This is a genomic window from Pseudomonas fluorescens, assembly GCF_001307275.1.
Taxonomy (GTDB): Bacteria; Pseudomonadota; Gammaproteobacteria; order Pseudomonadales; family Pseudomonadaceae; genus Aquipseudomonas; species Aquipseudomonas fluorescens_AA.
The window spans coordinates 528,625-546,107 of sequence record NZ_CP012831.1 but is presented as its reverse complement, the minus strand read 5'-3'; the positions used below and the strand labels follow the sequence as shown (position 1 = coordinate 546,107).

18 protein-coding genes are annotated in these 17,483 nt (G+C 62.7%); 4 read left to right on the top strand and 14 right to left on the bottom strand.

What is annotated here, in order from left to right:
• The first annotated feature begins 19 nt into the window (after window positions 1-19).
• The 4 genes from dnaX (at window position 20) to recR (ending at window position 4,477) form a co-directional block, all read left to right on the top strand.
• On the top strand, window positions 20-2,095 hold the full coding sequence (gene dnaX, locus AO356_RS02510; protein WP_060738439.1) for a DNA polymerase III subunit gamma/tau: 2,076 nt from the start codon (window positions 20-22) through the stop codon (window positions 2,093-2,095).
• Window positions 2,096-2,159: 64 nt separating this feature from the next.
• Complete coding sequence (locus AO356_RS02505) at window positions 2,160-2,498, top strand: YbaB/EbfC family nucleoid-associated protein (protein ID WP_003183512.1); 339 nt, start codon at window positions 2,160-2,162, stop codon at window positions 2,496-2,498.
• Window positions 2,499-2,773: 275 nt separating this feature from the next.
• A complete protein-coding gene (locus AO356_RS02500) occupies window positions 2,774-3,808 on the top strand; it encodes an NADP-dependent oxidoreductase (protein WP_060738438.1) in 1,035 nt (344 codons plus the stop codon).
• A 66-nt stretch (window positions 3,809-3,874) separates the two neighbouring features.
• Window positions 3,875-4,477 carry a recombination mediator RecR gene (recR, locus tag AO356_RS02495; protein WP_060743061.1) on the top strand — a complete coding sequence of 201 codons (603 nt, stop codon included), beginning with the start codon at window positions 3,875-3,877 and terminating at the stop codon, window positions 4,475-4,477.
• 126 nt (window positions 4,478-4,603) lie between these two features.
• Here the strand turns inward: recR and AO356_RS02490 are convergent, their stop codons facing one another.
• The 14 genes from AO356_RS02490 to ccoN all read right to left on the bottom strand — a co-directional run bounded on the left by AO356_RS02490 (window position 4,604) and on the right by ccoN (window position 17,429).
• Entirely contained in the window at window positions 4,604-5,152 is a 549-nt protein-coding gene (locus AO356_RS02490) for an adenine phosphoribosyltransferase (RefSeq protein WP_003183509.1), read from the bottom strand.
• A gap of 76 nt (window positions 5,153-5,228) precedes the next feature.
• Complete coding sequence (gene fnr, locus AO356_RS02485) at window positions 5,229-5,963, bottom strand: fumarate/nitrate reduction transcriptional regulator Fnr (RefSeq protein ID WP_060738437.1); 735 nt, start codon at window positions 5,961-5,963, stop codon at window positions 5,229-5,231.
• A 94-nt stretch (window positions 5,964-6,057) separates the two neighbouring features.
• The gene (hemN, locus tag AO356_RS02480; RefSeq protein ID WP_060738436.1) at window positions 6,058-7,440 is read right to left on the bottom strand and encodes an oxygen-independent coproporphyrinogen III oxidase; all 1,383 of its coding nucleotides are present in this window, start codon (window positions 7,438-7,440) and stop codon (window positions 6,058-6,060) included.
• A gap of 221 nt (window positions 7,441-7,661) precedes the next feature.
• Complete coding sequence (locus AO356_RS02475) at window positions 7,662-8,345, bottom strand: sulfite exporter TauE/SafE family protein (protein ID WP_060738435.1); 684 nt, start codon at window positions 8,343-8,345, stop codon at window positions 7,662-7,664.
• The gene (gene ccoS, locus AO356_RS02470) at window positions 8,338-8,556 is read right to left on the bottom strand and encodes a cbb3-type cytochrome oxidase assembly protein CcoS (protein WP_060738434.1); all 219 of its coding nucleotides are present in this window, start codon (window positions 8,554-8,556) and stop codon (window positions 8,338-8,340) included. The genes AO356_RS02475 and ccoS overlap by 8 nt, the downstream gene beginning before the upstream one ends.
• Window positions 8,557-8,580: 24 nt before the next feature.
• Window positions 8,581-11,031, bottom strand: coding sequence for a heavy metal translocating P-type ATPase (locus tag AO356_RS02465; RefSeq protein ID WP_060738433.1), 2,451 nt, complete (start codon window positions 11,029-11,031; stop codon window positions 8,581-8,583).
• A gap of 178 nt (window positions 11,032-11,209) precedes the next feature.
• Entirely contained in the window at window positions 11,210-11,749 is a 540-nt protein-coding gene (locus AO356_RS02460; protein ID WP_060738432.1) for a FixH family protein, read from the bottom strand.
• Window positions 11,750-11,760: 11 nt separating this feature from the next.
• Window positions 11,761-13,176, bottom strand: a complete 1,416-nt coding sequence (ccoG, locus tag AO356_RS02455; RefSeq protein WP_060738431.1) for a cytochrome c oxidase accessory protein CcoG — start codon at window positions 13,174-13,176, stop codon at window positions 11,761-11,763.
• Window positions 13,177-13,381: 205 nt separating this feature from the next.
• Window positions 13,382-13,804: a type II toxin-antitoxin system VapC family toxin gene (locus AO356_RS02450; protein ID WP_060738430.1), complete on the bottom strand. Its 423-nt coding sequence runs from the start codon at window positions 13,802-13,804 to the stop codon at window positions 13,382-13,384.
• The gene (locus AO356_RS02445; protein ID WP_060738429.1) at window positions 13,804-14,058 is read right to left on the bottom strand and encodes a type II toxin-antitoxin system Phd/YefM family antitoxin; all 255 of its coding nucleotides are present in this window, start codon (window positions 14,056-14,058) and stop codon (window positions 13,804-13,806) included. The genes AO356_RS02450 and AO356_RS02445 overlap by 1 nt, the downstream gene beginning before the upstream one ends.
• Before the next feature lie 149 nt (window positions 14,059-14,207).
• Window positions 14,208-15,191, bottom strand: coding sequence for a cytochrome-c oxidase, cbb3-type subunit III (gene ccoP, locus AO356_RS02440; RefSeq protein WP_060738428.1), 984 nt, complete (start codon window positions 15,189-15,191; stop codon window positions 14,208-14,210).
• Window positions 15,188-15,373 (bottom strand): CcoQ/FixQ family Cbb3-type cytochrome c oxidase assembly chaperone, encoded by a 186-nt coding sequence (locus AO356_RS02435; RefSeq protein ID WP_003183474.1) that lies wholly within the window; start codon window positions 15,371-15,373, stop codon window positions 15,188-15,190. Before AO356_RS02435 ends, ccoP begins: the two co-directional genes overlap by 4 nt.
• A 5-nt stretch (window positions 15,374-15,378) precedes the next feature.
• On the bottom strand, window positions 15,379-15,987 hold the full coding sequence (gene ccoO / locus AO356_RS02430) for a cytochrome-c oxidase, cbb3-type subunit II (RefSeq protein ID WP_053120680.1): 609 nt from the start codon (window positions 15,985-15,987) through the stop codon (window positions 15,379-15,381).
• Complete coding sequence (ccoN, locus tag AO356_RS02425) at window positions 15,987-17,429, bottom strand: cytochrome-c oxidase, cbb3-type subunit I (protein WP_030140905.1); 1,443 nt, start codon at window positions 17,427-17,429, stop codon at window positions 15,987-15,989. The genes ccoO and ccoN overlap by 1 nt, the downstream gene beginning before the upstream one ends.
• Window positions 17,430-17,483 lie beyond the last annotated feature (54 nt).

Here is a 17,483-nt window from a genome sequence, read left to right as displayed (position 1 = left end):
TTCGTTGCGACGGTTTTCGATGAGTTATCAGGTTCTTGCACGTAAATGGCGTCCGCGCTCGTTCCGCGAAATGGTCGGCCAGACCCATGTGCTCAAGGCTCTGATCAATGCCTTGGACAGCCAGCGGCTGCACCACGCCTATCTGTTCACCGGTACCCGTGGCGTGGGCAAGACCACCATCGCGCGGATCATTGCCAAGTGCCTGAATTGTGAAACCGGTATCACTTCGACACCTTGTGGCGAGTGTTCGGTCTGCCGGGAAATCGACGAGGGCCGCTTCGTCGACCTGATCGAGATCGACGCCGCCAGCCGCACCAAGGTCGAAGACACCCGCGAACTGCTCGACAACGTGCAGTACGCCCCGAGCCGTGGGCGCTTCAAGGTCTACCTGATCGACGAAGTGCACATGCTCTCCAGCCATTCCTTCAATGCGCTGCTCAAGACCCTCGAAGAACCGCCGCCCTACGTCAAGTTCATCCTGGCGACCACCGACCCGCAGAAACTTCCTGCAACGATTCTGTCGCGGTGCCTGCAGTTCTCCCTGAAGAACATGACGCCGGAGCGGGTGGTCGAGCACCTGACCCACGTACTGGGCGTCGAAAACGTGCCATTCGAAGACGATGCGCTGTGGCTGTTGGGCCGGGCCGCCGATGGTTCGATGCGCGACGCCATGAGCCTGACCGACCAGGCCATCGCTTTCGGTGAAGGCAAGGTCATGGCCGCCGATGTCCGAGCCATGCTCGGCACCCTCGATCACGGCCAGGTCTATGACGTCTTGCATGCGCTGATCGAAGGCGATGCCAAGGCGCTGCTCGAGGCGGTGCGTCACCTGGCCGAGCAGGGCCCGGACTGGAATGGCGTACTCTCGGAAATCCTCAACGTGCTGCACCGTGTCGCCATTGCCCAGGCCCTGCCTGAAGGCGTCGACAACGGCCATGGCGACCGTGATCGCGTACTGGCCCTGGCCCAGGCGCTGCCGGCCGAAGACGTGCAGTTCTATTACCAGATGGGCCTGATCGGCCGTCGCGACCTGCCCCTGGCACCGGATCCGCGAGGCGGCTTCGAAATGGTCCTGTTGCGAATGCTGGCGTTCCGGCCAGCCGATACGGCGGATGCCCCGAGGCAAACGCTAAAGCCAGTGGGGATCAGCCAGGCCACAGCTGATTCCGCCAAGCCAGTGGCTGCCGCGCCCGTCGTTGCGCCGGCAGTGACTTCGGCTCCGGCAGCGGTGGCACCTGTAGCCCAGCCGGTGCCGGCGCCTGTGGTCGCGACGGCCGAGCCGGAACCCGAGCCGGTCGTCGAGGCACTGCCCGAGCCCGTCGCCGAAGAAGTCGTCGACCTGCCTTGGAACGACCCGGTCGAGCCGCCAGTGGTCCAGCAGCCGGTCGTCGAGCCCGTGTTGGAAACCGTCGCCGAGCAGCCCGAGTTGCCGCCGATGCCCCTGCCGACGCCCGACAGCGTGGTACCCGATGCGCCGGAATGGGTCGCAGCGCCCGTGCCCGAGCCGACGGTGGCCGACGTCGATATCGCCACGCCGGGCATCGACCTGGACGACGAGCCGCCGCTGGATGAGGATTACATCGAGCCGGACATGGATTCGGCGTACAGCTACCTGGACGACCTGGCCAGCGAGCACGCCGCCGAGCCAGCCCCGGAGCCCGAGCCGGAACCGGCGGCGATGCCGGCCACCGGGCTGGCCCTGCAGTGGCTGGAACTGTTCCCTAAACTGCCGATCAGCGGCATGACCGGCAGCATCGCCGCCAACTGCACGCTGATGGCCGTGGAGGGCGACCACTGGCTGCTGCACCTGGACCCGGCCCACAGCGCACTGTTCAACGCGACCCAGCAACGTCGCCTCAACGATGCACTGAACCAGTACCACGAGCGCACCCTGACGCTGACCATCGAGCTGATCAAGCCCGAGCAGGAGACCCCGGCCCAGGCCGCGTCCCGCCGCCGTGCCGACCGTCAGCGCGAAGCCGAGGAGTCGATCCACGGTGATCCATTCATCCAGCAGATGATGCAACAGTTCGGCGCCGTGGTCCGTCACGATACTATCGAACCTGTCGAGGCCCCGGTCACCCAGGGCTCATAACTGAAGGCGCCAGGCCGAACGGGCCGGGCGTGTTGTTTATCCAAGTACTTTCGAGGTGATTCCCATGATGAAAGGTGGCATGGCCGGCCTGATGAAGCAGGCGCAGCAGATGCAGGAAAAAATGGCCAAGATGCAGGAAGAACTGGCCAACGCCGAAGTCACCGGCAAATCCGGTGGCGACATGGTGACCGTGGTCATGACCGGTCGTCACGACATCAAGCGTGTCAGCATCGACCCAAGCGTGGTCGAAGGCCTGAGCGAAGATGACAAGGAAATGCTCGAAGCCCTGTTCGCCGCCGCCGTCAATGACGCGGTGCGCAAGATCGAAGCCAACAGCCAGGACAAGATGTCCGGCATGACCGCTGGCATGCAACTGCCACCGGGCATGAAATTGCCGTTCTGATTCGCCATCCCGGTCGGGATGGGCTACACACAATGCCAGGCATCGCGCCTGGCATTTTTGTTTCTGCCATAGGCGCGAGCGGTGGTAGAAATCATACCTGTGGGAGCAAGGCTTGCCCGCGATGAACGATGGCGCGCCGCTCCGACACACCGAGGTGTCTGTATCGCGGGCAAGCCTTGCTCCCACAAGTGCCCGCTGAACAAACATCGAACGCTGCCCCCTCGGCAAGGGTCTGCTCCCTATACGTGCCACTCAACGATCAAGGAGACGCTTCCATGTCACAAGCATCGACCACCAGCCAGCGCATCGTCCTGGCCTCTCGCCCCCACGGCGCCCCGACCCCGGAGAATTTCCGCCTGGAGCAGGTGACCCTGTCGGACCTGGCACAGGGGCAGATCCTGCTCAAGACGCTGTTTCTGTCCCTGGACCCCTACATGCGTGGGCGCATGAGCGATGCACCTTCCTACGCCGCGCCGGTGGAAATCGACGAGGTGATGACCGGCGGCGCTGTCAGCCGCGTGGAGCGATCGATGCACCCGAAATTCCAGGAGGGTGATCTGGTGGTGGGCGCCACGGGTTGGCAGAGCCACAGCATCAGCGATGGGCGCAACGTGATGCCCATCCCCTCCGGGCTGCCCAGCCCGTCGATGGCCTTGGGGGTACTGGGCATGCCGGGCATGACCGCTTACATGGGGCTGATGGACATTGGCCAGCCCAAGGCCGGGGAAACCTTGGTGGTCGCGGCCGCCTCGGGTGCCGTGGGCTCGGTGGTCGGCCAGGTGGCGAAGATCAAGGGCCTGCGTGTCGTCGGGGTCGCGGGCGGCAGCGAGAAATGCAAGTACGTGGTCGATGAGCTGGGCTTTGATGCCTGTGTCGATCACAGGAGCGCCAATTTTGCCGAGGAACTGGCGCGGGCCTGTGACAAGGGCATCGATATCTATTACGAAAACGTCGGCGGCAAGGTCTTCGATGCCGTCGTGCCGTTGCTCAACGCCAAGGCGAGGATCCCGCTCTGCGGCCTGATCGCCTCCTACAACGATCATCAAGCACCGAGCGGCCCGGATCGCTTGCCGCAACTGCAGCGCACCTTGCTGACCAAACGCGTGCGAATCCAGGGGTTTATTGTGTTCGACGACTACGGTGACCGTCAGCCGGAGTTCATCAGTGCCATGGCCCCTTGGGTGCGCGATGGCAAGGTCAAGTTCCGTGAGGACGTGGTCGATGGCTTGGAAAATGCGCCACAGGCGTTTATCGGCCTGCTGGAAGGGCGCAACTTCGGCAAGTTGGTGGTGCGGGTCGCGCAGGATTGAGTATTTGACGCTAACCGGAGGCGCGGGTATAAACCGCGTCTCGTTGTTATGTCGGACATTTCCTCCATGAGCTTCAGCCCTTTGATTCGCCAACTGATCGATGCCCTGCGAACGTTGCCGGGTGTGGGTCAGAAAACTGCCCAGCGCATGGCGTTGCAATTGCTCGAGCGTGATCGCAGCGGCGGTTCACGCCTGGCCCAGGCCCTGAGCCAGGCCATGGAAGGTGTAGGGCATTGCCGTTTATGCCGCACCCTCACCGAAGACGACCTCTGCCCGCAATGCGCCGACCCGCGTCGGGACGACACCTTGCTTTGCGTCGTGGAGGGGCCGATGGATGTGTATGCGGTGGAGCAGACCGGTTTTCGTGGCCGTTATTTCGTGCTCAAGGGCCATTTGTCCCCGCTCGACGGCTTGGGGCCGGAAGCCATCGGCATTCCACAGTTGATCGCGCGGATCGAAGAGGCGGGCACGTTCACGGAAGTCATCCTCGCCACCAACCCGACGGTCGAAGGCGAAGCCACCGCCCATTACATCGCCCAACTGCTGAACAACAAAGGCCTGGTCGCCTCCCGCATCGCCCACGGCGTGCCACTGGGAGGGGAGCTTGAGTTGGTGGATGGTGGAACGCTGGCGCATTCGTTTGCGGGCCGTAAGCCGATCGCGTTGTAACCGCTACCCCATACCCTGTGGGAGCGAGCTTGCTCGCGATAGCGGTGGATCAGTCAACATCCATGCGACTGATAAACCGCCATCGCGAGCAAGCTCGCTCCCACAGGTTCGATGGTTGCCTGGCAACTATTTTTCGCTGAGGGAGAACTGCGTCAGGCAGAACGTCGGGATCCCCATGTCTTCCAGGCGCTGGGAGCCGAGCAGTTCCGGCAAGTCAATGATCGCTGCGGCCTCGTGGACCTTGGCGCCCATGCGGCGGATCAGGTTGGCGGCGGCGATCAGCGTGCCACCAGTGGCGATCAGGTCATCGAACATCACCACCGAATCCCCCTCGCACAGGCTGTCGGCATGCACTTCAAGGAAGGCTTCGCCGTATTCGGTCTGGTACCCCTCGGCCAGTACGTCGGCCGGCAGCTTGCCTTGCTTGCGGAACAAGACCAGCGGTTTGTTCAGCTGATAGGCCAGGATCGAACCGATCAGGAAACCGCGTGCATCCATCGCGCCAATGTGAGTGAACTCGGCCTCGACATAGCGGTGGGCGAAACTGTCCATGACCAGGCGCAGGGCGGTCGGGGATTGGAACAGTGGGGTAATGTCGCGAAAGATCACGCCGGGCTTGGGGAAATCGATCACGGGGCGGATCAGGGATTTGATGTCGAAGGAGTCAAAGACCATCGTGGAGGTGTCCTGGCAGGGCTGCAAACGCGGCAGTATAGCGCGGCGGGGCAAATCCCTCAGCCGCGCTCGTCCATCAGCCGTCGATCGAGCCGCCGGCCAGGGCGCAGAGCTGGATCGGGTCGAGGATGTGAATTTCCTTGCCTTCGGCGGCAATCAATTCGTTCTGCTGGAAACGGGTGAACACCCGGGACACGGTTTCCACCGCCAGGCCCAGGTAATTGCCGATTTCGTTGCGCGACATGCTCAGGCGGAACTGGTTGGCCGAGAACCCGCGGGCGCGGAAGCGTGCCGAGAGGTTGACCAGGAAGGTGGCGATGCGCTCGTCGGCGGTTTTTTTCGAGAGCAGTAGCATCATCTGCTGATCGTCACGGATTTCCCGGCTCATGACCCGCATCAACTGGCGACGCAGTTGCGGCAACTGTAGGGCCAGCTCGTCCAGGCGGTCGAAGGGAATTTCGCACACTGAGGTGGTTTCCAGCGCCTGGGCCGAGACCGGATGGGTCTCGGTGTCCATGCCGGACAGGCCCACCAGTTCGCTGGGCAGGTGGAAACCGGTGAGCTGCTCTTCGCCGCCATCGCTCAAGTTAAAGGTTTTCAAGGCGCCCGAGCGCACCGCGTAGACGGAATCGAAGGTGTCACCCTGGCGAAACAGGAATTCACCTTTTTTCAACGGGCGGCCCCGTTTAACGATTTCGTCCAACGCCTCCATGTCCTCCAGATTCAATGAAAGTGGCAGGCACAGCGGGGCCAGGCTGCAATCCTTGCAGTGGGCCTGGTTGTGGGCGCGCAGTTTGACTGGCTCGGACATTTCTTCAATCCTTGTGGGAAAACACACATAGGCCGTAAGGGTACCCCAGCGTAGGCACTCCGGCCAGTGCGGTTTCGTCGTCAAATTGTCGCGCTCAGATAACTCGGGAGAAGCGCTGCCGGTTGTGCTGCTCCAGATAGGCATCGAAGACCATGCACACGGATCGCACCAGCAGGCGCCCGGCGGGCAGGACTTTGATGTGCGTGTCGTCGAGTTCGATCAGGCCGTCCTTGGCCATGGCCTGCAATTGCGGCCATAGCGGCGCAAAATATCCGCCAAAATCGATATTGAAGGTTTGCTCGATCTCGGCGAAGACCAGGTTGAAATGACAAATCAATTGCTGGATCACCGCACGCCGCAGCCGGTCGTCGGCGTTGCATACCCAGCCGCGACTGGTTGCCAGTTGCCCGTCGGCGAGGGTGTTCTGGTAATGGTTCAGGTCGCTGCTGTTCTGGCAGTACAGGTCGCCGATCTGGCTGATGGCCGACACGCCGAGGCCGATCAGGTCGCAATGGCCATGGGTGGTGTAGCCCTGGAAGTTGCGCTGCAACGTGGCCTCTTCCTGGGCGATGGCCAGCTCGTCGTCGGGCAGGGCGAAGTGGTCCATGCCGACGTAGCGGTAGCCGGCGGCGGTCAGTTGTTCGATGGTGCCCTGCAGCATCGCCAGTTTCTGTTCCGGGTTCGGCAAGTCCTGGCTGTTGATGCGCCGCTGGGGCATGAAGCGTTCCGGCAGGTGGGCGTAATTGAACACCGAGAGCCGGTCCGGTTGCAGGTGGATGACTTCCTCGACAGTGCGGGCGAAGTTGTCCGGGGTCTGCTTGGGCAGGCCGTAGATCAGGTCAATGTTGATCGAGCGGAACTGCAAGGTTCGGGCAGCCTCGACCACCGCGCGGGTTTCTTCCAGGCTTTGCGGGCGATTGACGGCACGCTGCACCGCCGGGTCAAGGTCTTGCAGGCCGATGCTGACCCGATTGAACCCCAGTTCACGCAACAGCCCCATGGTCGACCAGTCGGCCTCCCGGGGATCGATCTCGATGCCGTAGTCGCCGGAATCGTCGTCCAGCAGGTTGAGGTGCTTGCGCAGCGTGGCCATCAGTTGGCGCAGCTCGTCGTGGCTGAGGAACGTCGGGGTGCCGCCGCCAAAGTGCAGCTGTTCCACGGGCTGGGTAGGGTCCAGGTGGCAGCCGATCAACTGGATCTCCTGTTCCAGGCGTTGCAGATAGGCGTGGGCGCGGCCACGGTCCTTGGTGATGACCTTGTTGCAGGCGCAGTAGTAGCAGATGTTCGCGCAGAACGGCACGTGCACATACACCGACAGTGGCCGCCGGGCCTTGCGGCTGTCACGCAGGGCATGGAGCAGGTCGAAGGTGCCCACCTGGCCGCCGAACTGCGCCGCAGTCGGGTACGAGGTGTAGCGTGGTCCCGCCAGGTCGTAGTGGCGGATCAGGTCTGAGTCCCAACGGATGGCGTCGAGCATGCGGGTGTTCCCCGGGTAGGCTGGCATGGGGCGAGTCTAGGGGGGGAGGCGCGGGGTGGTCTTGATTTGTGTCAACGAGCTCGCTGCGCAGAAAGGGTGTGCAAGGCCTTTGAAGACGATACATGACCTGTGGGAGCCGAGCTTGCTCGCGATAACGGCGGCACATCCAGCACGGATGTCAGCTGAACCACCGCCATCGCGAGCAAGCTCGGCTCCCACATTCAGTGGCCCATGAGCCAATGCTGATGCGGCCCCGGCAGTGTCCAGATCCCGAAAACAATCACCAACAGCCCGCCGGCCATGCGCACGCTGCGTTTGCGCAGCAGGGCGGTGATGCGCTCGGCGGCCAGGCCAGTGGCGAGCAGCACCGGCCAGGTACCCAGGCCGAAGGCGAGCATCAGCAGGGCGCTGTCCAGGGCATTGCCCTGGCTGGCGGACCATAGCAGGGTGCTGTAGACCAGCCCGCACGGCAGCCAGCCCCATAGGGCACCGAGCAGCAAGGCCCGGGGCAGGCTCGACACCGGCAGCAAGCGGTTGGCGACGGGTTGGATGTGCCGCCACAAGCCACGCCCCACGCTTTCGATGCGGGTCAGGCCGCTCCACCAACCCGCCAGGTACAGGCCCATGGCAATCAACAGCAAGCCGGCCAGCACCCGCATGATCATCGCTGCTGGACTGTTGGACACGGCCCAACCGGCCAGGCCGATCAGCAGCCCGGCGGTGGCATAGCTCAGGATTCGCCCCAGGTTGTACGCCAGCAGCAACCGAAAGCGGCGGCTGCGCTGGTCCTTGGGAATCGCCAGGGTCAGGGCGCCCATCAGGCCGCCGCACATGCCCAGGCAATGACCGCCGCCCAGCAGGCCAAGGATAACGGCCGAAACCAGCAGTGGCGCCAGGTCAAGCATGGGGTGGGGCCTTGTCGTCCGCCTTGCGGACTTCGCCACTGGCTTCGTCCACCGCCGCCTTGTGGTTCGGGTCCTGATCGTCGAACAGGATGCTATGGGCCGGACCGTCGAGGTCGTCGTACTGTCCGCTGTCCACGGCCCAGAAGAAAATGTACACGGCGATGGCCACGATCAGCAGCGCGGCCGGGATCATCACGTAAAGAGCTGGCATGTCGGAACTCCATGCCCGCGCGGCTCAGGCCGGCAGCGGGCGGGTATCGGGCGTGGCGGTGAAAACCTGCGCCTTGGGCTGACGCGTCAGCCTCAGGGCATTCAACACCACGGTCAACGAACTGATGGACATGCCGACCGCGGCCCACACCGGTGTAATCCAGCCGAGGGCGGCGAACGGCAACATGAGGCCATTGTACAGCCCTGCCCACACCAGGTTCTCGACGATCACCCGGCGAGTGCGTCGAGCCAGGTCGAAGGCGTGGATCAGGGCGTCGAGGCGGTTGGACAGCAGCACGGCGTCGGCGCTGGTCTTGGCCAGGTCGGTGGCCGAGCCCATGGCGACACTGATGTCCGCCGCCGCCAGCACGGGCACGTCGTTCACGCCATCGCCGAGCATCAGCACCTTGCGGCCCTGTTGGTGCAATTGCTGCAACACCGCCAGTTTGTCGTCCGGGCGCAGGCCGCCCCGGGCCTCGTCGATGCCCAGTTCGGCGGCGACGCTGGCAACCATCGGCGAACTGTCGCCTGACAGCAGCAGCGTACGCCAGCCCCGTGCCTTGCAGGCCGCCAGCAGGGCCGGGGCGTCGGCGCGCAAGCGGTCATCGAGGACGAACCAGGCCAGCGGCCCGAGCTCATCGCCCAGCAACAGCCATTGCCCAGCTTCGTCCGGCATCTGCGGTATGGCCGCGCCACTCAGTTCGCAGACAAAACCGGGCTGGCCGATGCGCAAGCGTTGTTCGGCCACGAGGCCTTCCAGTCCCAGCCCCGGGGTGCTTTGCACCTGCTCGGCGGCCATTGGCGCGCGGCCAAAAGCACGGGCGATGGGGTGTTCCGAGCGGTTTTCCAGGGCTGCGGCCAAGCCCAGGCAGTGATCGCTGTCGAGGGCCGCCAGTGGTCGAATGGCGCGCAACGCCAGGCGGCCTTCGGTGAGGGTGCCGGTCTTGTCGAAAATGACCGTGTCGATCTGGTTCAGGCCCTCCAGTACATGGCCGCGCGTCAGCAGCAGGCCAAGTTTGTGCAAGGTGCCGGTGGCTGCGGTGAGGGCGGTCGGCGTGGCGAGGGACAATGCACAGGGGCAAGTGGCGACCAGCATCGCCAGGACGATCCAGAAGGCCCGCGAGGCATCCAGTTGCCACCACAACAGGCCGATGGCCGCCGCCGCGACCAGGGAGAACAGCAGGAACCATTGGGCGGCGCGATCGGCGATCTCCGCCAATCGTGGTTTCTCGGCCTGGGCCCGTTCCAGCAGGCGAACGATGGCCGACAACCGGGTATCTTGCCCGAGGGCCAGCACCTCGACGGTCAAGGCGCCTTCGACGTTCAGCGTGCCCGCGGTGACCGCATCGCCCTCCTGCCGAGGTTGTGGCAGGTATTCACCGGTCAGCAGGGATTCGTCGATGCTGGACTGCCCCTCGAGGATTCTGCCGTCAGCCGGCAGGACCGCCCCGGGATGCACCAACACTCGGTCGCCGGTGCGCAACTCGCTGAGCAGGATGCGTTCGCTCTGGCCATCGTCCGCCAGGCGCAGGCACGAGGCCGGTAACAGATTGACCAGTTGGGCGGTGGCGGCGGCCGTGCGCTCCCGGGCCCGGCGCTCCAGGTAACGGCCGGCCAGCAGGAAAAGGGCGAACATGCCCACGGCATCGAAGTACAACTCGCCAACGCCAGTGATCGACGTCCAGATCCCGGCAATGTAGGCGCTGCCAATGGCCAGGGACACGGAAACGTCCATGGTCAGGTGGCGGGTGCGCAGGTCGCGCATGGCGCCTTTGAAGAATGGCGCGCAGCTGTAGAACACGATGGGCGTGGTGAGAAACAAGGCGACCCAGCGCAGGATGGTGTGCATCTCCGGGCTCAGGTCGATGTTGAATTCCGGCCAAGTGGCCATCGTCGCCATCATCGCCTGGAACCACAACAGGCCGGCCACGCCCAACTGGCGCAGGGCCAGGCGGTTTTGTGCGGCGAGTTGCTCGCACGCCTGGTCGGCCTGGTACGGGTGGGCGACGTAGCCGATCTGGCGCAACTCGGCGAGCAGCGTGCTCAGCGGCAACTGCGCATCGGCCCAGCGCACATGCAGGCGATGATTGGACAGGTTCAACCGCGCCTCGGCCACGGCCGGCAGGCTGCGCAGCTGTTTTTCGATCAACCAGCCGCAGGCGGCGCAACTGATGCCTTCCATCAACAGGGTGGTTTCGGCCAGTTCGCCCTCATGGCGCACGAACGATTGCTGCACGTCAGGGCGATCGTACAGCGCCAGTTCATCGATCAACTGGACGGGCAGGGTCTCGGGATTGGCCGACGCCTCACTGCGATGCAGGTAATAACTTTCCAGGCCACCGGCGACAATGGCCTCGGCCACCGCCTGGCAGCCCGGGCAGCACAGCTCGCGGGTTTCACCGAGGACAACGGCGGTGAAGCGACTGCCAGGGGGGACGGGCAGGGCGCAGTGGTAGCAGGGCTGTGGAGTGGTCATGGTTGTCGCATGAAGGCCTTTCTGGCTGGGCGTTTGCTGGTTTATGGGCGCTGTTGTGGCGAGGGAGCTTGCTCCCGCTCGGCTGCGTAGCAGTCGTAATCGGGTGAGCCGGTCACACGAAGAACGGGGCCGCTTCGCGCCCCAGCGGGAGCAAGCTCCCTCGCCACAGAGAAGCGATTTATTTCTTCAGGTCTTCAGCGCCTTGCAGCGGTTCATCGCCGAGCAGGATGTCCTGGTCGTGGTTGATCTGTTCTTCTTCGAACAGGCGCCAGGTCTTGTCGTTCTCCACCCCCAGCAATTCGACAAAGCGCCGGCCTTCGATCTTGTCCGTCAACTGGCCGACGTAGCGCCCCGGTTCGCTGTCGTTGCGGGTCAGGACGATCTTGCGGTCCTTCTCCGGTTGGGTCGGTGAGATCAGACTCAGTTCCAGGGTCTGGGGGCGGCTGTCGCCGTTCAGGCGCAGGTTCACTTCGCCGGTCACGTCATCCAGTTGCACGTTGGCATGCAGTTGCAGGGTCTGGGCCAGCAGTTCGCGCTCCAGCGAGCGGTTGATGCCCTTGCCGGCTTCGTAATAGTTGTCGTTGACCAGGTTGTCCGGGTTCTTCACCGCAATGGTCACCATCGTCAGGCTCAGGGTCACCGAACAACTCAGGATCGCGATGATGATCCACGGCCAGAGGTGCTTGTACCAAGGGCTGGTGGCGGTTGCTGCAGGCATGTTCAGTTCTCTCAACGAGTTTGTGGGCCGATGAACCGGCTCTTGGCTTCGACATGTACGCTTTCGTCATCGGCGTCCTTGAGGATGAAGGTCACCTCGTTGGTGCTCGATGGCAGTTGCTCCGGTGCGCTGGACAGTTCAACCGGCTGGCTGTAGATCTCGCCGGCCGCGACCTTGATTTCCCGACGGCCTTGCAGCTTGAGGTCGGGCAGGCCTGAGGCTTCCAGGACGTACGTATGGTCGCGTTGGTCCTTGTTCATGATCTTCAGGCTGTAGACGTTCTCGATCCGGCCCTCGGCGTTTTCGCGATACAGCACGCGGTCCTTGCTGACATCGAAACCCACCAGCGAGCGCATGAAGAACGCCGTCACCAACAGGCTGATCATGGCCAGCAGCACCAGGGCATAGCCGATCAGGCGCGGGCGCAGTTTATGGGTTTTCTGCCCCGAGAGGTTGTGTTCGGTGGTGTAGCTGATCAGGCCGCGGGGATAATCCATCTTGTCCATGATGTTGTCGCAGGCATCGATGCAGGCCGCGCAGCCAATGCACTCGATCTGCAAGCCGTCGCGGATGTCGATGCCGGTCGGGCAGACCTGGACGCACATGGTGCAGTCGATGCAGTCCCCAAGGCCCAGGGCCTTGTAGTCCACACCTTTCTTGCGCGGACCACGGCTTTCGCCACGACGCGGGTCGTAGGACACGATCAAGGTGTCCTTGTCGAACATCACGCTTTGAAAGCGCGCGTAAGGGCACATGTAGATGCACACCTGCTCGCGCAGCCAGCCGGCGTTGCCATAGGTGGCGAGGGTGAAGAAGCCGATCCAGAAATACGACCAGCCATCGGCCTGGCCGGTAAAGAACTCGAACACCAGTTCGCGGATCGGCGTGAAGTAACCGACAAAGGTCACGCCGGTGACGAAGCCGATCAGCAGCCACAGGCTGTGCTTGGCGAACTTGCGCAGGAATTTGTTGGCGCCCATGGGGGCCTTGTCGAGCTTGATGCGCTGGTTGCGATCGCCTTCGGTGACTTTTTCGCACCACATGAAGATCCAGGTCCACACGCTTTGTGGGCAGGTGTAGCCGCACCACACCCGTCCGGCATAGACCGTGATGAAGAACAGGCCAAATGCCGCAATGATCAGCATCCCCGACAGCAGGATGAAATCCTGGGGCCAGAACGTCGCACCGAAAATGAAGAACTTGCGTTCCGGCAGGTTCCACCAGACGGCCTGGTGGCCGCCCCAGTTCAACCAGACCGTACCGAAATACAGTAGGAACAAGAACGCTCCGCCCAGCATCCGCAGGTTGCGGAACAGGCCGGTGAAGGCGCGGGTGTAGATTTTTTCCCGAGAGGCGTACAGGTCGACGCTTTTGTTCGCGTCCTTGGCAGGCGGGGTAACGTCATGTACCGGAATCTGGTTGCTCATCAATTGCATCCCACGGCAGTGGAAAAGTGCCGGGGCCAGTACGTGCCGACCACGGTCAGAAAGGGTATTGCAGTGGCGCAATGATACGCCTGTCGCTCTGGCTCAAGGGTGCGACCTTTGGTCGCGTTGGGTGCCTGCACAGAATGGTGTAGCGGATGTAACAAGTCATGACCCAGATCAATTGACTATTGTAGGAGCTGCCGTCTCAAGCGGGTGGACTGGATGACCATGGGTTGAGCACCGCCACGCCGCTGCTCTGGAAATCATTCACGTTGCGGGTGACGACGGTCAGTCCGTGGACCAACGCAGTGGCGGCAATCAGTGCATCGCATTCATTGCTGCGATCCGGAACGTGCAGGCGAGCGCAGCGCAGCGCGACGGCGCGGTCGACCGCCAGGATTCTTCCGGCGAATGCGGGCATGACATGGTTGTCCAGCCATGCGCGCAGGTGGCTGCCTTGCACCGGGTCCTTGCGTTCGAAGCGCAACACGCCGGTTTCCAGTTCCAATACGGTAATCGCCGAAAGGTAAAGGCTGGGGGCGGGCACGCCACGGGCCCAGGCCTGTACGTTCTTATCGGCTTGAGGCTTGCGCAGTTCCGAGATGACGTTAGTGTCGAGCAGGTACATCAGGACAGGTCCACCGGTCGAGGAGAGATGACGGCACGTTCGGTATCGAAATCAATATCCGGCGTGTCGGGCATGACCAGCAACTCGACAATGCTGGTGCCGATGCCGGTCAGTTTCTGGTACTCCTCAATGCTTAGCAGCACATGGGCCGGCTTGCCACGGTCGGTGATGATGACCGGCCCCTGGCGGGTGGCTTTTTTGGCACCACTTGTGTCGTGGTTGAATTCGCGGCTGGAAATAGTGGTGATGGACATGGCGGCGTCCTCAATAAAACTGAATGTAGGCACGTTACTACTGCTACTGATTGCGGGCAAGATAAAACAATTTCGTCCTGTCGCACCGGCAAACAAAAAGGCCCCGTCAACGTTGGTTGACGGGGCCTTTGGTACATCAGGCGTTGGCTTTACTGGGCGTCAGCCGCAGGTGCTTTCTCGCCGTGAGACAGGCTGTAGACATAGGCGGCCAGCAAGTGGACCTTGTCGTTGCCTTGCAGGTCGGCCTGGGCCGGCATCTGGCCCTGGCGACCGTAGCGGATGGTCTGCTGCAGTTGAGCGAAGCTCGAACCGTAGATGAAACCGGCCGGATGCGTCAGGTCAGGTGCGCCCATGGCGGGCGTGCCCTTGCCGGCAGGACCGTGGCAGGCCACGCAGTTGGCCGCGAACAGTTTCTGGCCGTTGGCCGGGTCGGCCTTGGCGCCTTCCGGCAGCTTGCGACCGTGCAGGCTGGTCACCAGGTAGGAAGCCACGTCGGCCACGCCTTGTTCGCCGACCACGGCAGCCCAGCCCGGCATCACGGCGTGACGTCCGCCCATGATGGTGGTCTTGATGGTTTCCGGCTCGCCGCCCCAGCGCCAGTCGGCGTCGGTCAGGTTGGGGAAGCCATAGGCACCCTTGGCGTCGGAACCGTGGCAGACCGAGCAGTTGGAGGCGAACAGGCGGCCACCCATCTTCAGGGCCTGCGGGTCCTTGGCGACCTCTTCGATAGGCATGGAAGCGAACTTGGCGAAGATCGGACCGAACTTGGCGTCCGAGCGAGCCATTTCCTTTTCCCACTCGTGAACGCCTGTCCAGCCGGTCTGGCCGTTGGCGAAGGCGGTCTGCTTTTCGTTGTCCAGGTAGTTATAGCCTGGCAGCAGGCCTTTCCAGTTGCCCAGGCCAGGGTAGAGCACCAGGTAACCGAGGGCGAACACGATGGTGCCCACGAACAACATGAACCACCATTTCGGCAGCGGGTTGTCGTACTCCTCGATCCCGTCGAAGGAGTGGCCAACCGTCTCTTCGGTGGCTTCGCTGCGCTGGCCCTTGCGGGTCGACAGCAGCAGCCAGGTCAGGGCGAAGATCGTACCCAGACTGAGGACTGTGACGTACAGACTCCAGAACGTAGTCATTCTTTGTTACTCCTAGAAGCTTGCTCGACGTGCTTGATGGCCTCGGGATCATCCGCGAACGGCAGCAAGGTCGCGTCGTCAAACTCCGACTTGCGCTTGGGGCTGAACACCCACAAGGCCAGGCCGATAAAGGCCACCATCACGACGACGGTGCCCAGGCCACGAATCATCCCGATATCCATCCAGATCACCGTTTGCTTTTGATGATGGTGCCCAGGCCTTGCAGATAGGCCACCAGCGCGTCCATTTCAGTCTTGCCCTTGACGGCATCCTTGGCACCGGCGATGTCTTCGTCGGTGTAAGGCACGCCCAAGGCGCGCAGGACTTCCATTTTCTTGGCGGTGTCTTTGCCGTCGAGCTTGTTTTCTACGAGGAACGGGTAGGCCGGCATCTTCGACTCAGGCACAACGTTGCGCGGGTTGTACAAGTGCGCACGCTGCCAGTCGTCGGAGTAGCGGCCGCCAACGCGGGCCAGGTCCGGGCCGGTCCGCTTGGAACCCCACAGGAACGGGTGGTCCCAGACGCTTTCACCGGCAACCGAATAGTGGCCGTAGCGTTCGGTCTCGGCACGGAACGGACGGATCATCTGCGAGTGGCAGCCGACACAGCCGTTGGCGATGTAGATGTCGCGGCCTTCCAGTTCAAGGGCGGTACGCGGCTTCATGCCTTCGACCGGCTTGTTGGTCACGTCCTGGAAGAACAGCGGAACGATCTGGGTCAGGCCGCCGATGCTCACGGCGATGACCATGAAGAAGGCCAGCAGGCCGATATTCTTCTCTACTGCTTCGTGCTTCATCAGTGAGCTCCAACTACGGCGATCTTGGCGGCGGCTTCAGCTTCAGCCGGGTCAGAGGCACGAACGGTGCGGTACACGTTGTAGGCCATCAACAGCATGCCGCTGGCGAAGAACGCGCCGCCCAGGGCACGTACGATGAAACCAGGATGGCTGGCTTGCAGCGCTTCGACGAACGAGTAGGTCAGGGTGCCGTCGTCGTTGATCGCACGCCACATCAGGCCTTGGGTAATGCCGTTGACCCACATCGAGGCGATGTAGAGCACGGTGCCGATGGTCGCGAGCCAGAAGTGCGCGTTGATCAGGCCGGTACTGTGCATCTGCGCACGACCGAACAGTTTCGGGATCATGTGGTAGATGGCGCCGATGGAGATCATCGCCACCCAGCCGAGCGCACCGGCGTGTACGTGGCCGATGGTCCAGTCGGTGTAGTGGCTCAGGGAGTTGACGGTCTTGATGGCCATCATCGGGCCTTCGAAGGTCGACATGCCGTAGAACGCCAGGGACACGACCAGAAAGCGCAGGATCGGGTCGGTGCGCAGCTTATGCCAGGCACCCGAGAGGGTCATCATGCCGTTGATCATGCCGCCCCAGCTTGGCGCCAGCAGGATGATCGACATCGCCATGCCCAGGGACTGCGCCCAATCCGGCAGTGCGGTGTAGTGCAGGTGGTGCGGACCGGCCCAGATGTACAGGGTGATCAGCGCCCAGAAGTGGACGATGGACAGGCGATAGGAATAGATCGGACGCTCGGCCTGTTTCGGCACGAAGTAGTACATCATCCCCAAAAAGCCGGTGGTCAGGAAGAAACCCACGGCGTTGTGGCCGTACCACCACTGGATCATCGCGTCGGTCGCGCCCGAGTAGGCCGAGTACGACTTGAAGAAGCTGACCGGCAGGGAGGCGTGGTTGACGATGTGCAGCATGGCGGTCACGACGATGAAGGCACCGTAGAACCAGTTACCGACGTAGATGTGCTTGGTCTTGCGCTTGACGATGGTGCCAAAGAACACCAAACCGTAGGTCACCCAGACGATGGCCAGCAGAATAGCCAGGGGCCATTCCAGCTCCGCGTATTCCTTGGTGGTGGTGAAACCCATTGGCAAGGTCACGATCGCACCGACGATGACCGCTTGCCAGCCCCAGAAGGTGAAGGCGGCGAGGCTGTCGGAGATCAGTCGCGTTTGGCAGGTTCGCTGCACGACGTAGTAAGAAGTGGCAAACAACGCACAACCACCGAAGGCGAAGATCACCAGGTTGGTGTGCAGCGGGCGCAGGCGTCCAAATGTCGTCCATGGCAGATCGAAGTTCAACTCCGGCCAGACCAGTTGCGAGGCGATGAAGACACCGAGCCCCATGCCAAGGATCCCCCAGACCACCGTCATGATGGCGAACTGGCGGACTACCTTATAGTTATAAGCAGTCGGACTGATTGCTGTGCTCATTCTAAGGTTCCACGGTTTGGGTGTTTTATTAGGATAAAAATCGGTCGCAAGTAT